General features: G+C 41.4%; 12 protein-coding genes. 5 read left to right on the forward strand and 7 right to left on the reverse strand.

All coding sequences use genetic code 11. From position 1 onward, the window contains the following. The first annotated feature begins 4 nt into the window (after positions 1-4). The 4 genes from N7974_RS06715 to N7974_RS06730 all read left to right on the forward strand — a co-directional run bounded on the left by N7974_RS06715 (position 5) and on the right by N7974_RS06730 (position 3,681). Entirely contained in the window at positions 5-232 is a 228-nt protein-coding gene (locus tag N7974_RS06715; RefSeq protein ID WP_243218881.1) for a sulfurtransferase TusA family protein, read from the forward strand. Further along, positions 232-1,386, forward strand: a complete 1,155-nt coding sequence (locus N7974_RS06720) for a cation diffusion facilitator family transporter (protein ID WP_262964864.1) — start codon at positions 232-234, stop codon at positions 1,384-1,386. Before N7974_RS06715 ends, N7974_RS06720 begins: the two co-directional genes overlap by 1 nt. A gap of 3 nt (positions 1,387-1,389) precedes the next feature. Next, positions 1,390-2,604, forward strand: a complete 1,215-nt coding sequence (gene argJ, locus N7974_RS06725; RefSeq protein ID WP_262964865.1) for a bifunctional glutamate N-acetyltransferase/amino-acid acetyltransferase ArgJ — start codon at positions 1,390-1,392, stop codon at positions 2,602-2,604. 123 nt (positions 2,605-2,727) lie between these two features. Continuing rightward, positions 2,728-3,681, forward strand: coding sequence for a Nudix family hydrolase (locus N7974_RS06730; protein WP_262964866.1), 954 nt, complete (start codon positions 2,728-2,730; stop codon positions 3,679-3,681). A gap of 85 nt (positions 3,682-3,766) precedes the next feature. On the opposite strand, the gene ftsH is transcribed toward N7974_RS06730, so the two are convergent. The 3 genes from ftsH to N7974_RS06745 form a co-directional block, all read right to left on the reverse strand. After that, on the reverse strand, positions 3,767-5,683 hold the full coding sequence (ftsH, locus tag N7974_RS06735; RefSeq protein ID WP_262964867.1) for an ATP-dependent zinc metalloprotease FtsH: 1,917 nt from the start codon (positions 5,681-5,683) through the stop codon (positions 3,767-3,769). Positions 5,684-5,855: 172 nt separating this feature from the next. Beyond that, on the reverse strand, positions 5,856-7,235 hold the full coding sequence (locus tag N7974_RS06740) for a sigma-70 family RNA polymerase sigma factor (protein ID WP_262964868.1): 1,380 nt from the start codon (positions 7,233-7,235) through the stop codon (positions 5,856-5,858). A 496-nt stretch (positions 7,236-7,731) separates the two neighbouring features. Further along, positions 7,732-8,127, reverse strand: a complete 396-nt coding sequence (locus N7974_RS06745; RefSeq protein WP_262964869.1) for a cupin domain-containing protein — start codon at positions 8,125-8,127, stop codon at positions 7,732-7,734. A gap of 536 nt (positions 8,128-8,663) precedes the next feature. Between N7974_RS06745 and arfB the strand changes: the two genes are divergently transcribed. Further along, on the forward strand, positions 8,664-9,080 hold the full coding sequence (gene arfB, locus N7974_RS06750) for an alternative ribosome rescue aminoacyl-tRNA hydrolase ArfB (RefSeq protein ID WP_262964870.1): 417 nt from the start codon (positions 8,664-8,666) through the stop codon (positions 9,078-9,080). 40 nt (positions 9,081-9,120) lie between these two features. On the opposite strand, the gene N7974_RS06755 is transcribed toward arfB, so the two are convergent. The 4 genes from N7974_RS06755 to N7974_RS06770 form a co-directional block, all read right to left on the reverse strand. Further along, entirely contained in the window at positions 9,121-9,600 is a 480-nt protein-coding gene (locus N7974_RS06755; protein WP_262964871.1) for a carbohydrate-binding protein, read from the reverse strand. Between the two features lie 80 nt (positions 9,601-9,680). Further along, entirely contained in the window at positions 9,681-13,808 is a 4,128-nt protein-coding gene (locus N7974_RS06760) for a DEAD/DEAH box helicase (protein WP_262964872.1), read from the reverse strand. An 84-nt stretch (positions 13,809-13,892) separates the two neighbouring features. Next, positions 13,893-14,327, reverse strand: a complete 435-nt coding sequence (locus N7974_RS06765) for a GlcG/HbpS family heme-binding protein (RefSeq protein ID WP_262964873.1) — start codon at positions 14,325-14,327, stop codon at positions 13,893-13,895. Positions 14,328-14,441: 114 nt separating this feature from the next. Next, positions 14,442-15,734 (reverse strand): flavohemoglobin expression-modulating QEGLA motif protein, encoded by a 1,293-nt coding sequence (locus N7974_RS06770; protein WP_262964874.1) that lies wholly within the window; start codon positions 15,732-15,734, stop codon positions 14,442-14,444. Between the last annotated feature and the right edge of the window lie 394 nt (positions 15,735-16,128).

The following is a 16,128-nucleotide window of genomic DNA, read 5'->3' on the forward strand; positions in this document are numbered from 1 at the left end:
TTATATGATTAAAGAAACCCTAAATGCACGGCGCCTGCTTTGTCCATTGCCGGTTATACGTACCCAAGATAAAGTCAAACAACTTAAAGCGGGTGACCAACTGGAAGTTATCTGTACCGATCCTGGCGTTATGCAGGATATTCCGACCTGGTGCCGTATTAATGGTCATAAAGTACTGGAGACAAAATCCTGCAACCATGAATATAGCATTACCCTGGAAGTCGGTGTGTAATGGCTGATATTCTTGATCCGGCAAGAATCGCAAAACTCAAAGCCAGAGCCAGCTATGTCGGCGCGGCAGTTAATGTTTTTCAAACGCTGATCAAAATCAGTTTTGGCATTCTGGGGCAATCAGCAGCCTTAATCGCCGATGGGATTCATTCTTTATCCGATTTACTGAGCGATCTTTTAGTCATTATTGCCGTCAGATTGGGAAGCCGCGAAGCGGATCATGAGCATCCTTATGGTCATCGCCGTTTTGAAACGATTGCAACCGTCATTTTAGGCGTCAGTTTAATAGCCATTGGCGGTGCCATTAGCTGGTCGGTAATGAATCGAATGGCGCACCCAGAACATCTGCCAGTGCCCAATGTTCTGGGCATGGGCGTTGCAGCGGCATCCATTTTGGTTAATGAATGGCTGTACCATTACACCAAACGTATTGCTAAAAAAACCCGATCCAAGTTATTAATGGCCAATGCCTGGCATCAGCGCAGCGATGCTATTTCATCGATTGTCGTCCTGTTCGGTATAGGCGCTGTTATCTTGGGATATCCGCTGGCCGATGCAATTGCCGCCATCGTGGTGGCATTAATGGTTGCCAAAATTGGCTTGAGTCTGGTTCTTGAGAGCATCAAAGAATTGGTTGATACCTCGTTGCCACCCAAACTTATCTCCGAAATTCGCAAAACCATTATGAGTATTGATGGTGTTGAAGGTATTCATTTATTAAGAACCCGGCAAATGGGCGAAGACGCGTTGATTGATGCTCATATCGTTGTTGATCCGCGCATCACCGTTTCCGAAGGTCATAGCATCGGCGATACCGTCAGGGATGAATTAATCAGCCGTTTTGATGATGTTATGGATGTTTTGGTGCATGTAGATCCTGAAGATGATGAAGGTTTGTTTGAATCCGGCAAACCGCTAACCCGTGCAGATGTTCAGGTGTTATTGGACAAATATCTGGTAGAGTTTAAAACAGCGATAGAAGATTTTAGAATCCATTATTTAAACGGACAAATTGAAGTCGAAGTTATTTTACCGTTTACCCTTAGCCAACAACCGCTGTTATTAGCCTTGCTAAAAAAGCAATGCAAGCGCATGAAGATAAAGGTAAACAAAATTAAAAACGTTACCCTATTTTTTAAACACAACGAGGATTGATAAATGGCAGTAGGACAGTGCGATTTCCCAAACATGCTTAACGTCGCTGGAATAGCCTTGGGCACAGCTTGCGCAGGTATCAAGCAAACCATCAAAGATGATATTTTGGTTATTCAAATGGCCGAACAATCAACCTGTGCGGCCGTGTTTACCCAGAATGCCTTTTGTGCGGCACCTGTCCATGTTGCAAAAGCCAATCTCGCCCATGGACCGCGCTGGTTGCTGATTAATTCGGGTAATGCCAACGCGGGAACCGGTGAACAAGGCATGCAGGATGCTTTGCTCTCTTGCGCTGAACTGGCAAAAGTTGTGGGCGGTAATGCCAATCAGGTACTACCTTTTTCTACCGGCGTGATTGGACAACCGTTACCGGTAGCCAAACTTACAGCAGCTTTACCGGCAGCGCTAAAAAATCTGTCACTGGCTAACTGGGATAAGGCCGCTCGTGCGATTATGACCACCGACACTTTCCCTAAAGGTATTTCTAAAACCATTACCCTTTCAGGACAGCCGGTAACAGTTAACGGCATTTCCAAAGGTGCCGGTATGATTCAGCCTAATATGGCGACCATGCTGGGCTTTATGGCAACCGATGCCAAAATTAGTCAGGCGCTATTACAGAATTGTTTGGCCTTGGCTGTTGAACAATCCTTTAACCGCATTACCGTTGATGGTGATACCTCGACTAATGATGCCTGTGTATTGATGGCGAGCGGTTGTTCAGCCGCCCCGGAAATTACGGCAAACAGTGAAAATTATATGATTTTTGCCGATGCGGTAATGCACGTTTGCAAACAACTGGCAGAAGCCATTGTACGGGATGGCGAAGGCGCAACCAAGTTAATACGTATCGTTGTTAAAGAAGCCTTGCACAATGAAGAAGCCGTACGCGTCGGCAAAACGATAGCTCACTCACCGTTGGTAAAAACCGCTTTTTTTGCCAGCGACCCTAATTGGGGACGAATTCTTGCCGCTGTGGGTCGTTCTGGTGTCGAAAACATGGTACTGGAAAATGTGCAGCTTTTTTTAGACGACGTCTGTATCGTTAAAAACGGCGGCCGCGATGATAACTACACCGAAGAAGCCGGCCAGCAAGTCATGAATCAGGAAGAAATTACCGTAACAGTTAAATTAGGCCGTGGCATCGCTGTTCAGGAAGTTTTAACCTGTGACTTGTCTTATGATTATGTAAAAATTAATGCCGAATACAGGACTTAAGAGCAGGTTAGAGGTACAAGGCGAAAGAGGGATTTTTTTAAAAATCTTCTCTATCCCCTCTCTTTCAAAGAGAGGGGACTTGGACAATTACTTTTGATTTAATTCCATTCTAAACTCCCCGATATGAAAGTACTTCAAGTTGCCGTAGGTGTCGTAAAAAATACTGAAGGACAAGTTTTAATTTCCCTGCGTGATAAATCTTTGCATCAAGGTGGCTTATGGGAATTTCCCGGTGGAAAAATAGAACCGGGGGAATCGGCAAAACAGGCCTTAAGCCGAGAACTTAAAGAAGAACTGGCCATTACCGTAATAACGGCAACACCGCTGATTACCATTAAGCATCAATACCCGGATTTAGCCGTACAATTGCATGTATTTTTAGTCGAGCATTTTTCAGGTAATGCGACAAGCTGTGAAGGACAAGCCTTCAAATGGGTTAACCCCGGCGAATTGATAAATCATGCCTTCCCCGCTGCCAATCAAGCCATCATTACTGCCGCCCAATTACCACCGTATTATGCAATATTGGACGATACAGAAGAATCTTTGTTATTAATAAACCTGCAAAAAATAGTAAGTCGCGGCATTAAGCTGATCCAGTTACGGCTAAAAACCCTATCACCCCAGACCCTACAGACGTTTCTTGAACAAGCCTACCCTTTATGCCGGCAACAAGACGTCTTGTTGTTAATTAATTCTGCCGTAAACAATGCAGCCAATTTTGCCGTTGATGGCATTCATTTAACCAGTCAGCATTTAATGTCTGCAAGCAAACGACCTGCCTTCGCTGCAAACACATCAAAAAAGATAAACTGGGTTGCAGCATCCTGTCATAACCTTCAGGAATTACAACACGCGCAAAACATAGGCGTAGACTTTGCCGTTTTAGCACCTGTGTTAGTGACCAAAACACACCCGGAAACCCTGCCTTTAGGCTGGGAACAATTCAAAACACTGGTTTCTCAAGTCAATCTACCCGTTTATGCATTGGGAGGTCTTTGTGACTCGGATTTAGATAAGGCTCGACAGTCTGGAGCTCAGGGAGTTTCTGCAATCAGGGCTTTTTTGGAAGGATAAACATCAGAAATTTTTATATGGCCAATAGTGCTAATTAACAGGCAAAAAAAAGGGGAGCCTTATGGCTCCCCCGAATGAGCGCACCTCAAACTTGTCCGGCAGGTTTATTTTTGTTGATGTTGATTTTTACTGGTTTGTTATCAACTTTATCCTGCTTTGTGTACATTGATTTACTGGATTCATTATCATCTTTTGGTGGTCGTGGGTCATTACCTGCCATCAAATCATCAATCTGATCTTTATCGATAGTTTCCCATTTCAATAAAGCGTCAGCCATTTTATGAAGAATACTGATATTTTCCTGCAAAATAGCTTCTGCACGTTGATAGTTACAGTCGATGACCGCACGTATTTCTTGATCAATATGCTCGGCAACGATGCCAGATACCTTACTGCCTTGCGATCCGGGATAACCCATGAAAGCCTGACCATTTTCTTCGCCATAAACAAGAGGACCCAATTTATCGGAAAAGCCCCAGCGAGTAACCATATTCCGGGCCAATTCAGTCGCTCTTTCAATATCGTTGGATGCCCCTGTTGTGACGCGGTCACCACCATAAATCATTAATTCCGCAATTCTGCCGCCAAATAAACTGGCTATTTGACTTTCCAGTTTGCGTTTGCTGGCACTGTATTGATCTCTTTCAGGTAAAAACATGGTCACACCCAAAGCTCTGCCTCGTGGCATGATGCTCACTTTATAGACGGGATCATGATCAGGCGATGATTGACCAACAATACAATGGCCGGCTTCATGATAGGCAGTTAACAGCTTGTCATCTTCCGTCATTACCATGGTATGCCTTTCAGCACCCATCAGGATCTTGTCTTTGGCTTTTTCAAGATCGCTCATGTTGACTTGTAGTTTGTTGGATCTTGCCGCAAACAAGGCCGCTTCGTTGACTACGTTAGCTAAATCTGCACCTGAAAATCCGGGTGTGCCTCTGGCAATATCTTTTAATTTAACATCATCAGAAGCAGGTACTTTTTTGATATGTACATTCAGAATTTGCTCACGTCCACGTACATCTGGTAAGCCAACGTTTACCTGACGATCAAAGCGACCCGGTCTGAGTAATGCTTTGTCCAGAACGTCGGCACGGTTGGTTGCAGCGATAACAATAACGCCTTCATTTCCGGTAAAACCATCCATTTCGACGAGCAACTGATTGAGTGTTTGTTCACGCTCGTCATTGCCGCCACCCATGCCGGCACCACCTCTTTGGCGACCGACTGCATCTATTTCATCAATAAAAATGATACAAGGTGCGTGTTCTTTGGCCTGGGCAAACATATCCCTGACTCTGGAGGCACCGACACCGACAAACATCTCTACGAAATCTGAACCTGAGACAGTAAAGAACTTAACACCCGCTTCACCGGCAATTGCTCTGGCAATCAGGGTTTTACCTGTTCCTGGAGGCCCTACCATTAAAATACCGCGTGGTATTTGTCCACCCAGCTTTTGAAATTTCTGTGGGTCAGCCAAAAAATCAACCAGTTCAGAGACATCTTCTTTAGCCTCTTCGCAACCTGCTACATCAGCAAAAGTCGCAGTCAATTTGTCTTCTTCGAGTAACTTGGCTTTACTTTTACCAAAAGAGTTACCTCCCATACCCGCACCCTGGCTTTTACGCATGTAGATTATCCACACTGCAATCAACAACAGCATCGGAAACCAGGAAATAAACATTTGCATAAACAGCGATTGTTGCGCTGGTGGTTTGGTTCTTATTTGAACACCGGCATTTAAAAGATCATCAACCAGATGAGGGTCATTAGGATTAAATGTTTCCAGATTTTGACCATCCGAAGTTCGCAGCTTAATCGATTGACCGCTTATTTCTACACGATCAATCAGTTTATTCTTAACCTTGCCGATAAATTCCGAGTAGGCGATGGATTCATCAATTGGTGGTGTCGTGTTTACGCGGTTATATATTAAAAATGCACCTGCCAACACAACGCTCCAAAGAAGCGTGTTTAGTATATATTTTTTCATGTTTTAATCTCCTGGCCCTCTAAGTAAGGTCGATGTAAAGCGTTGCGGTTACTTACAGCTGCATTTAAAACTCGATGCTTTCGGTCACCCTGTCATCAGTCTGAAATGATTACTTACTAATCCTACCATTTCAGTAGGATTTAATATTAACTATCTTTTATACTTTTGTACATTATAAAAAACTTATTAATTGCTCGCCAAAACTACGTTTTATTTTATCAAGCGCCATTACCTGAATTTGCCTGACACGTTCTCTGGTTAGGTTAAGTTCTACGCCAATTTCCTGTAAGGTCATTTCATTATCAGTATTCACACCAAAATGGCAACAAATGACTTTAGCTTCTCTGGGATTAAGCACTTTAATCGCTTTACTGAGCAAATCTTCAAGATCAGTTTTAGCTATTGACATAAAGGAAGGCGTAAAAACCTGTTGCTCCAAAAAATCAATCGGTGCAAAAGAGTTTTCTTCGTCATCTTCAAAGCCTTCAAGGGACATAGCTGTTTGTGAAATTGATAAAATAGAATGAATTTCATCATTCGATAATTTTGCACATTCAGCCAATTCTTTAATACTCGGTTCTTTGCCTTGTTGCGTAGTCAGCTGGTCTTTGGTGCGAAAAACTTTATTAATAGTAGCAACTTGTCCGCATGGAACACGCACAACTCTCTCGCAGCGTGACAAAGACCTGGATATAGACTGCCTGATCCAGTAACCGGCATAAGTTGAGAATTGAAAACCCAACCGGTAATCAAACCTGTCAACCGCTTTTAGTAAACCAATCTGACCTTCTTGTACAAGATCATCAAAATTTAAAAAACAACCCTTATATTGATTGGCAATAAACAAAACTAATCTGGAATTTGCTGTAGCGAGTTGTTGCCTCAATTTTAACCAAAAGTGTTCGGAAATAACCACCTCGGAAAAATATTTATGCATGTCACTGCTGGACAAAAATAGAAATTGCTCATCGTAAGCCGATAATATTTTTGACCATTTAGAGGATTTATTAGTGCTACGCCGGCTTAAACCTTCCAGACGTTTAAGAATTAAATCAGAATTATTATCGATACTATGCGGAGATTGATAACAAAGGCCTCTAAATTTATGAGCATATACAATAATATCAACCAGTTTTATTAAATCATTAAAAGAGAATTGAAATGATTGCAGTGCTGTAAAAAGATTTTTTTTGTCAACGACATAGGTGGCATCTGATAATGTTTTACCAGACAGGCAATGAAAGTACTTTTTTATATCTATTAGCGTCGTGGTTAATTCTGATTCAGAGGTTGCTTCATCATCTGATTCAGTCGCATAAGATTTTTGTTCATATTCGTTAAGTAACCATAAAGCTGTTACCGGGAACTGACATAGCACATTTATGAGTCTGGATTTCTGGTCTTTTAACTTACGGGCTATTTGGAAATTACCATTCTCCACATAATCTGTTGGAGCAGCAATATTACTTTCAACTTGTTCATTTTCAATAGGAATGTTTTTAGCAACCACACCTAATTCTTGCTTTGACAACTGTGTATTTAAATAAGCCATAACACCAAATCCTCGCAAACAGAGTGTCTTAAAAACTTAAAGTTAGTTACCGCCATGCAGAAACCATCATTCACTAACTTAATCTCTTTATAACAAAATACAAACTTGCATAATTTCATCACTTACAACCACTATGAAACTAGCTATTAACGATTTGTTTACTAATCATTTCACGATAATGTAACAATTAGAAAGAATGTTGTCAAAATATAGTTTAACAAAACCTGAACAAGCTATATAAAATTTTATATATAACGAGATAAAAACCACTTATAACGACTGTTTATCCTGCTTTATGACTTATATAAAAATCCGTTAAAACCATATTTATCAAGCATTAAAGAAAGAAAAACTCTAATTAAATAAACAAAAGATAAACCTTGTACAAGGAAGTGAAGATCGATGAAAATAATCTTGTGGGAATGGCTTTAGTTGCGATTATCTTGTCTAAAGCCATGGAAAAAGACGCTGAACAAAAACTGTTCAGCAAGTTGTTTTATTTTGCAGATGCCAATTCAAAAATAATTAATTCAGCGGCCTCTTCGCCAACATTCTCAACCGACATTAAATCTCCGGATTCCCAAAAAACGTCACCGACAGAGTATGTGTTGGTTTTTCCTCCCTCAATGACTTTTAGTTTGCCCTTAACAACATAACGAGGTCCTGGCCCTTCATGGGTATGCCAAGGTGTTTTAAAAGCAACCGGAAAGATGACTCGAATTATTTTTGTGTTAACATTTTTACTGGAAAGCTCAAGCTCCTGCGCTAGCAGCACTGTTTTGTTTAGCGCTGGTTTTTCCTCAGCTGAAACCGTTTTACTCATCATAAAAAGTACCGCTGTAAACGTTACCAAAATTAATCCGGCTGATTTAATGGTTTTTATTTTTAACATCTGCTTGTTACCTTTTCTTATATTGTAAAGATCAAATCCGGCTATAAAATCAGCCGAACTCAATGTTGTCTGCGTCAAAAATCATTATCGCAAATTTCTATTTTTCTTTTCAGCATAACACTTCAAAAGATATCAAGTATTATCTATCGCTAATCCTGGATGCAGATACTTACATTTAATCAAGTCGTGATATCGAAGAATTAATATCCAAGTAGCACAGGATTTTTATTTATTGACAACAACAACTGCAAGGACAGATATTTTCTTCTGCAAACTCTGCATTCACCACATCTCTGTGAGAGATGCAAGAAGTGCGTAGCCGTCGATAACAGAAGGTAAAAGCGCATCAGAAACAGCGATTGAGAGCGCCAAAAGCAGGCACTTTAGGAAACTTAGGAAATAAAAAAAAGACCGGCAAGTCGGATATATAATTCGCAGGAAATCATCTTATGTTACTTCCCGATAATTATTATCCGGATAAGCATAGCATTAACTCAAAACACAATAATGTCATATCATCAAAAAGGCAATTAGCAATGTTACAAATATCCGGTCAATTGAGCATTCCAGACAATGAAGTTGAAGTTTATGCCATTCGTGCGCAAGGTGCTGGCGGTCAGAATGTCAATAAAGTATCCTCTGCCATTCATTTACGTTTTGATATTAATACCTCATCCTTACCTGAGTTTTATAAAGAAAAACTGTTGGCTTTAAATGACCAGCGTATATCAAAAGATGGTGTGATTGTGATCAAGGCACAACAATACCGCACCCAGGAAAAAAACAAGGAAGATGCCTATAGCCGACTACAGGATTTAATAAAAAGTGTCACGATATCCCATAAAAAACGTAAAGCAACCAAGCCGACTAAAGGATCAAAGCTAAAGCGTCTGGACAGTAAAACCAGACAAGGCCAGCTTAAGGCATTGAGAGGAAAAAGCAATATTCAATAGTTCCGGCCTTATAAACATGTAGTAGCGTCCAAATTGCTGTTTACGTTGCCGAAATTCGCAGTCGGGTAAGTTTTGCCCAAGCCTCGCCGCCACTAATATCTGGAATAATTCGTAACTCAAGTGCTTTTACCTGCTTGAGATCAACGCTAATATTCTCGATTTCCTGAGTCGTCAGTGGCTGACTAAAATTATATTGCTGGCGCAAGATTTCCCGAAAAAAATCATCCTTATCCATACGCCAAAGTAAAACAAATTCTTGCGTCCGGGACATTTCCGGCTCATCAAATAACAGGACTATTTGTTTAATAACCTGGGGTTGATCAAAAACAAGCCGTATTATTTGTTCACCAGAAGAAGCTGCCTGCCAGCCTAAGTTTGAACCTTCCACCAATGCCGATTCAATAGGATGCTCGTGACACTCCGAACTTATTTCTACCTGTGCCAGATGTTCCAAATCCAAATAAACTATATCAGAATGGACTATATTTTTTACGGATTGATCGATATGTATTTTACGCATTATTGAGCCTTTTGGATTATCGTTAACTTTTTTATTTATCGTTCCCAAGCTGGAACTTGGGGACTAACAGCCTTTAGCCTCTAATCAATGTCTTTAATCAAAGCCATCATATCTTCAGCAGACATCTTACCACTCACTTCACCGCCTTCGAGCAAGCTATTGGCTAAATCCCGTTTATGTTTATGCAAATCGACAATTTTATCTTCGATGGTATCTTTTGCGACCAACCGATAAATGGTAACAGGTCGCTTTTGTCCCATACGATGCGCTCGATCGGAAGCCTGATCTTCGACGGCCGGATTCCACCAGGGATCCATATGAATAACATAATCTGCAGCCGTTAAATTTAAACCGGTTCCACCGGCTTTCAGGCTGATTAAAAATAAATCACCGTCCCCGGCCTGAAATAAATTAACGGCTTTTTTGCGCTGTGGAACCGGGGTTGAGCCATCCAGATAATGATAAGGAATACCTTTTTTATCCAATAATTCGCGGATAAGCGTCAAGTGTCCGACAAACTGACTAAACACCAGAGCCTTATGACGATTATCCAATAATTCATCCACCAACTCTTCAAAAGCTTGTAGCTTGGAACTACCCAGCGTACTTTCTTCCATCACCAGACGAGGATGACAACAAGCACGTCGTAGCTTCATAATTTCTGCCAATATCTTCAGCTGTTTGTGTCCGGGCTGAGTAGTGTCTTCCATCATGGTCTGCATGGCATTACGGCGCAACGCTTCGTAAAATGCCCGCTCACCGGGGCTTAATTCAACGTGCAAAGTCACTTCAGTACGTGATGGCAATTCAGTGAGCACATCATTTTTAAGCCGGCGTAAAATAAATGGCCTTAACAATTTTCGCAGTCGTTGCTGAACTTCATGATCTTGTTGATTTTCGATAGCCTGCGCATAGCGCTCGTTAAATTTTTGCAAAGAACCGAGTAAGCCCGGATTAATAAAATTAAATAAATTCCATAATTCACCCAGATGATTTTCTATGGGAGTACCGGTGGTAATTAATTTAAAATCTGCCTGCAATGCCATCGCCGCTTTCGAGCGCTTGGTTAACGCATTTTTAATCGCCTGCGCTTCATCAGCAACGATGGTATGCCAGTGTTTTTGCGTCAAACGATCGGCCTCGGTTTGTAATAATCCGTAACTGCAAACAATTAAATCAAAGGGACCTGCAGCATCCAACATATCCTGCCTGCCACCCAACCCAAATTGATAAATGTTCAAGGTAGGCGCAAAACGCTGCGCTTCTTCCAGCCAGTTAATACAGACCGAAGTAGGTGCCAAAATCAAGGTAGGCCCTTTGGATGCACGGGCTAAAATCAACGCTAAGGCCTGTACGGTTTTACCCAAGCCCATGTCATCGGCCAGACAGGCACCGGCTCCCCAATGCGCCAAACGCATCATCCATTGAAAACCTTCGCGCTGATAATCGCGTAATTCACCTTGCAGGGTTGACGGCAAGGCAGGGTTTAAATCACCCATTTCATTAAGTCGCAGTAATTGATCTTTCCAGGGCTTACTGGCGGTAACAGCCATACCGTTGGTAATTTCATCCAGCGCCAGTGCAGCTAAAGGATGAAAGCGTACTTTGTCTTTTTGTACATCACCTAAACCGGATAAATCATCCAGACGTTGGCGTAATTCCTGGGTTAAGGCAATAATCTGTCCGTCTTCAAGCTTAAGAAAGCGACCTGATGAGCTGCTTAACAGGCTCATTAATCGCTGCATATCCAAAACCTGCTCAGCATCAATCTGGATACTGCCTTCCACACTAAACCAGTCTTTTTCTTTGCGTACCGAAAACTGCACTTGGGAAAGCCCTGCTTCACGACTGAGTTGAATTTTTTTACCTTTGGGCCACTCAAGTACGGCAAAATCGCCCAAAGCCTGTAAGTGTAATAGCGCTTCCAATGCCGACTCGGCATCATCCAATAACCATTTAGCCTCTTTAACGACATATAACTCAGGGCATTCATTTAAAATTTGCTTTAAATAACGGTTTTCTAGCTTAAAATCACGGGTAGTCTGTAACTGTTTGCCGTCAATTTCAGCCAGTACCGTTGTGCCGCCGACACCTGGTTTATATAGGGGCCCGCCGTCGCTAAACGGTTGCGCAAATATTTCTATTTGTATGCCCTGCCCGACTGGTTGTAAATGAATGTGTAAACGACTATCCGCTGCAACACTTTGTGCATGACTGGAGGTACCGCCAATATCGGATTGTACCGTCAGCATTGAGGAAATAGAAGCGATAGAATCTATCACTTGTTGCCGTGCGGTAGCCGGCACCGTTAAACCATTGATCCCCAAAATTTCGGCAACCTGACGATGCGACTCGTTAATGACATACACTATCAAGCCATTACTCGCAGTTTTTTGGGTAATAACTTGTTGTGTGGTAATTTGCGGTATTAATGAAATATGCAAATTTTCTTTTTGTTCCTTAACCAGCAATTGCGGCTCTGCCAGACTGATATCAACAGGGATGTTTAACGCTTCCTGATTAAGCCAATAAACATGCGGATGTCCTGATGCCTCAATAATAGCTTTACCCGGCAACACATAATACTCCTTACTTGAATAGCCGTAATAAGCCGGTTCTTTTTCAAGTTCAATGTGGGCACAAATACGGCGATCTTGCTCAGACAGGTAATCAAAGTCAGCCATATCATGGTATAGCCTTTTTAAAGCAATGGGTCGGCCTTTTGTCCAACGACCACTTTTACCCAGACTTTGTTCTTTCGGCGTTAACGTGATGTAATTATTATCCAGACTTAATGACCAAATCAGGCGTAATTTTTTTTGGACGGATGCAACAGGTTCAGCAGTTAATTGCGTTAAGGCATCCAACGCTCTTTGCCATGCTGACACTTGCGGTAATAAATCAATAATTTCAGTAAATGGCGATTGTAAATACTGCTGTGCTATCTGCCGGCAAGCATTATTTTTATACTTTAAGCGTTGCAGTAACGATGAACTGACAGCCGCATACCAAGCATAACCTAACTGCTCTGCCTGTTGACAAAACCCGGCTAATTCGGATAAAAACCCGGTATTTTTTGGATTACCCGTCATTATTTCAATTTCGCCTACCCAATACAACAGTAAGGCGTGAAACAAACGTTCGTAGGCAAAGTTATTGGTCTTAAATAAATATTCACTGTGCTCGGCAGTAGATTTACCCTGATAAATATCTACCACTTCCAGCAAAATTAAATTTAATAGATAAAACTCATTTTGCCAGCCCTGTTTAATTGACAAGAGTGTCTGTTGTTTAAGCAACTGTAGGTTGCCCGGATTACGACTACGTAGCAATGCCATATTAAAAAAATAACCGTGTATATCATCAAAACCAACATTACGTTTACCGGTTTCTTTTTTAAGCGTCTTAAGTGCAGCATTAAACAACTCAATAGCCTCATCATTGCGATTTTGCAAGAAGCGAAAAGTGGCCAGTAATTTAAGTCCTTCGACTGACAAATCGCCGGCCAACCACGATTCAGCATCTTTAAAGTCGCCACGGAAGATACGTTCTTCAACGACCGTATGTACGATAGCCGAATGTTCAGGCTTTGTTACACCAAAAAAATGCTCAAGCAGTTGAGAATACTTCGATACGTCATTAAGGCGCGCCCGGCCATCATGCAAAAAATAACGTAAGGCCAAAAATTTAATCTGGTCAGATAACGAGGTAAACCACTCGGCATCATAATCATTAAAGAAAATCCGGTTAATATTCTCTGCGAACTTTTGTGGATACTCGATATGCAAGCGTTCAATATTAGCGGCAAATGCGGAATCATTACGCTGATATAAAAAAATGCGTAATTGCTTTATGGCATGATAAATACTGATACTGGCAGGGTAATAATAGTTAGGCTCGGCAATAAGCAGTTGCGCTAATTTAGTAAACCAAGACTCATTCAATGCACGTCGTATCAACGGTTCGGCAATCTCTTCATTACAACGCCAACCATCCGAAGTAATAACAATTAATTTGGCTTTTTGTAATTTTTCCCGCAAGGGTTTATCAATTGTGGCTATTATTTTTGCTTCAAAAAGACCTGTTGTCCGTAATAAACGTTGCAGGTTGGATTGACCTATCGGGGCATAAATAACGGCTAAAACCAATAAAATATTTTGCTCATCAGTTGATAAAGCGCTAAAAAGAGTCAGTAATTTGCTTTTCATTAATATGTTGTTGCATTGTAAAATTGGAACAGCCAGATAACTGGAAACGCTATCTGGCTGCTGATAAAACCGTATTGGGTTAATTTATGTTCGCCACGGATGTGCAGGTAAGTCGGTAACTCCGATGACTTCAACGCCAGCTTTCGCAACTTGATGGTCGTTTTCAACCGAGCTGCCACTCACTCCGACTGCACCAATTAGCACACCATTTTCATCGACTATAGGCACGCCACCTGGAAAAGTAATCAAGCCGTTGTTGGAATGTTCTATGCCAAAAAGTGGTCCACCAGGTTGCGATAACGCACCGATTTGCCCCGTGTTCATGGCAAAAAAACAAGCTGTTTTGGCTTTTTTAATGGCAATATCAACGCTTCCTACCCAGGCACCGTCCATACGTACAAAAGCCTTTAAGTCAGCACCCGAATCAACCACCGCAATACACATCTGGGTGTCTATTTTTTTTGCCTCAACTATGGCTACAGCTATTGCTTTTTCGGCTTGTTCGAATGTTACATGCATAATTTAATCCTCTTCATTGTTGGTTAACTTTAAATTGATAAACTGATCGATGAAAGTATCGCTAACAGACAGGATAATAGATGCGCACACACTATACTGCCAGGTTTATGTCCATCACAAAATATTCGCGTAATCCTTCTCTAATTGCCGAAAATTCAGCGATGACATGAAGCGGCTAAAGCTCAGCCAACAAGATAAACCCATTAAATCCCTAAATTGCGGCGGTAAGAAGCGGGGCGCTATAACAGTACCCTCATCTACCAAATCAACCAGTACTTTCATATCCTCAATCATGGTTTTACCACAAAACAATAAAGGAATACGATCCGGCTTACCTTTACTAACTGCCAGACGCATGAAATTATAAGTCAGTACGAAGCCTTTAATATAAGTCAGATCTTTGGTAAACGGCAAGCCATCCGAACTACTGCCTCTAAATACACGACTACTCAGCGTATAACTTTCTTCTTCATCAAGACCTTTATCTCTGAAAAAAGTAAATATATCCATAAAATCGGCCCCCTCTTCAGCTAGCGTAATGGCCCGGACCCGATTAATCAGGCGCATAAGTCGACTGGGTGTAGAACTAAAAGTTAATATTTCCATTAATACTGCCAGGCCTTCCTGAGTGACTGTCGCGGAAGGTGGGCCTTTGCCAAGAAAGGTACAATAAGGCTGGGCAAGACCATTTAAAGTCGTCCCCAAATGCACCCATATTTCATGAACTTCAAGAACCCGCAAATCACGCATATTAAACAAGGCATCCGCGCGTAATTTGATATAGTCAGTGCCTGCTGCGGCATCAGCAACAATTCCATCGCTAAGCATTGCCCGTAGACCATCACCAGGAAATACACTTTCAATTTTTTCGTTAAGAATAGCGACCGCATCTTTTGCATTAATCGTCTTGGGTTCTTCTGCTAAAAAATCAAGTTGCACGAGTTGAGACAGTGTTGCTTCCATCATACTACCGAGATTGGCAATGGTTGGATCTCCGACATGAAAAACATCTTGGGATGAGCCATACAATTCCTGCGATATATTCGAAAAAATTGGCGTCCCCCTAGCCTCAAGCATACGGACAACATCTTGATATTCACGGCAAATCCTGCGCATGATAACGCTAAGCGGGTTGAGTTGACCCAATTTTCGCACTAAATCACGCTCAATCTGATAAAACTCGTATTTTTTCTCGGTAGGGTCAAAGCCCAACGAACGATTTTGATAATAATCAGTTGTTATTACCGGTGATTTTTGACAGTGTCCTTTAAAAAACTCCTGTTTGATACTGTCATCCCATTTAATGGCATCAAGGATACGGATCGGTTGCTGTGCCTTAACAATGCGATCAGAAAGCGATTTAACCTCAATCAGATAAGTTGATGGTTTAACAATTTTTTTACTCATATCTATGTCGTCCGTTAGCTGTGCTAAATTAGTATGGCAATAATTCTAAAAGATCAGCAATACATAGTGTAAAACCAGGCCCAGTATAGCAATAGATTAAGAAAGCCCAAGAAATTCCAATGCGGACCAATTTAAAAAAGCAGCACGTGCGCTATCAACTCAACTAATGCGCTAGACCAAGAGACTACAGTATATAACGTGTATTCCATCATTGCTGGCCTGTACTTCAATACGGCTATTCAGATAAATCCCTGTAACCAAGACTATTAAAGGTAGTTTCATTACAATCTCAATTAATCGATTAAATATTTAAACACAAGACTCCAACCAACTGTTCTATATTATTATTTATCACTTCTGAGACACTATTCATTGTTTACAAGATAATACTTAA

This window comes from Methylobacter psychrophilus, from assembly GCF_025583945.1.
GTDB classification, from domain to species: Bacteria; Pseudomonadota; Gammaproteobacteria; order Methylococcales; family Methylomonadaceae; genus Methylobacter_C; species Methylobacter_C psychrophilus.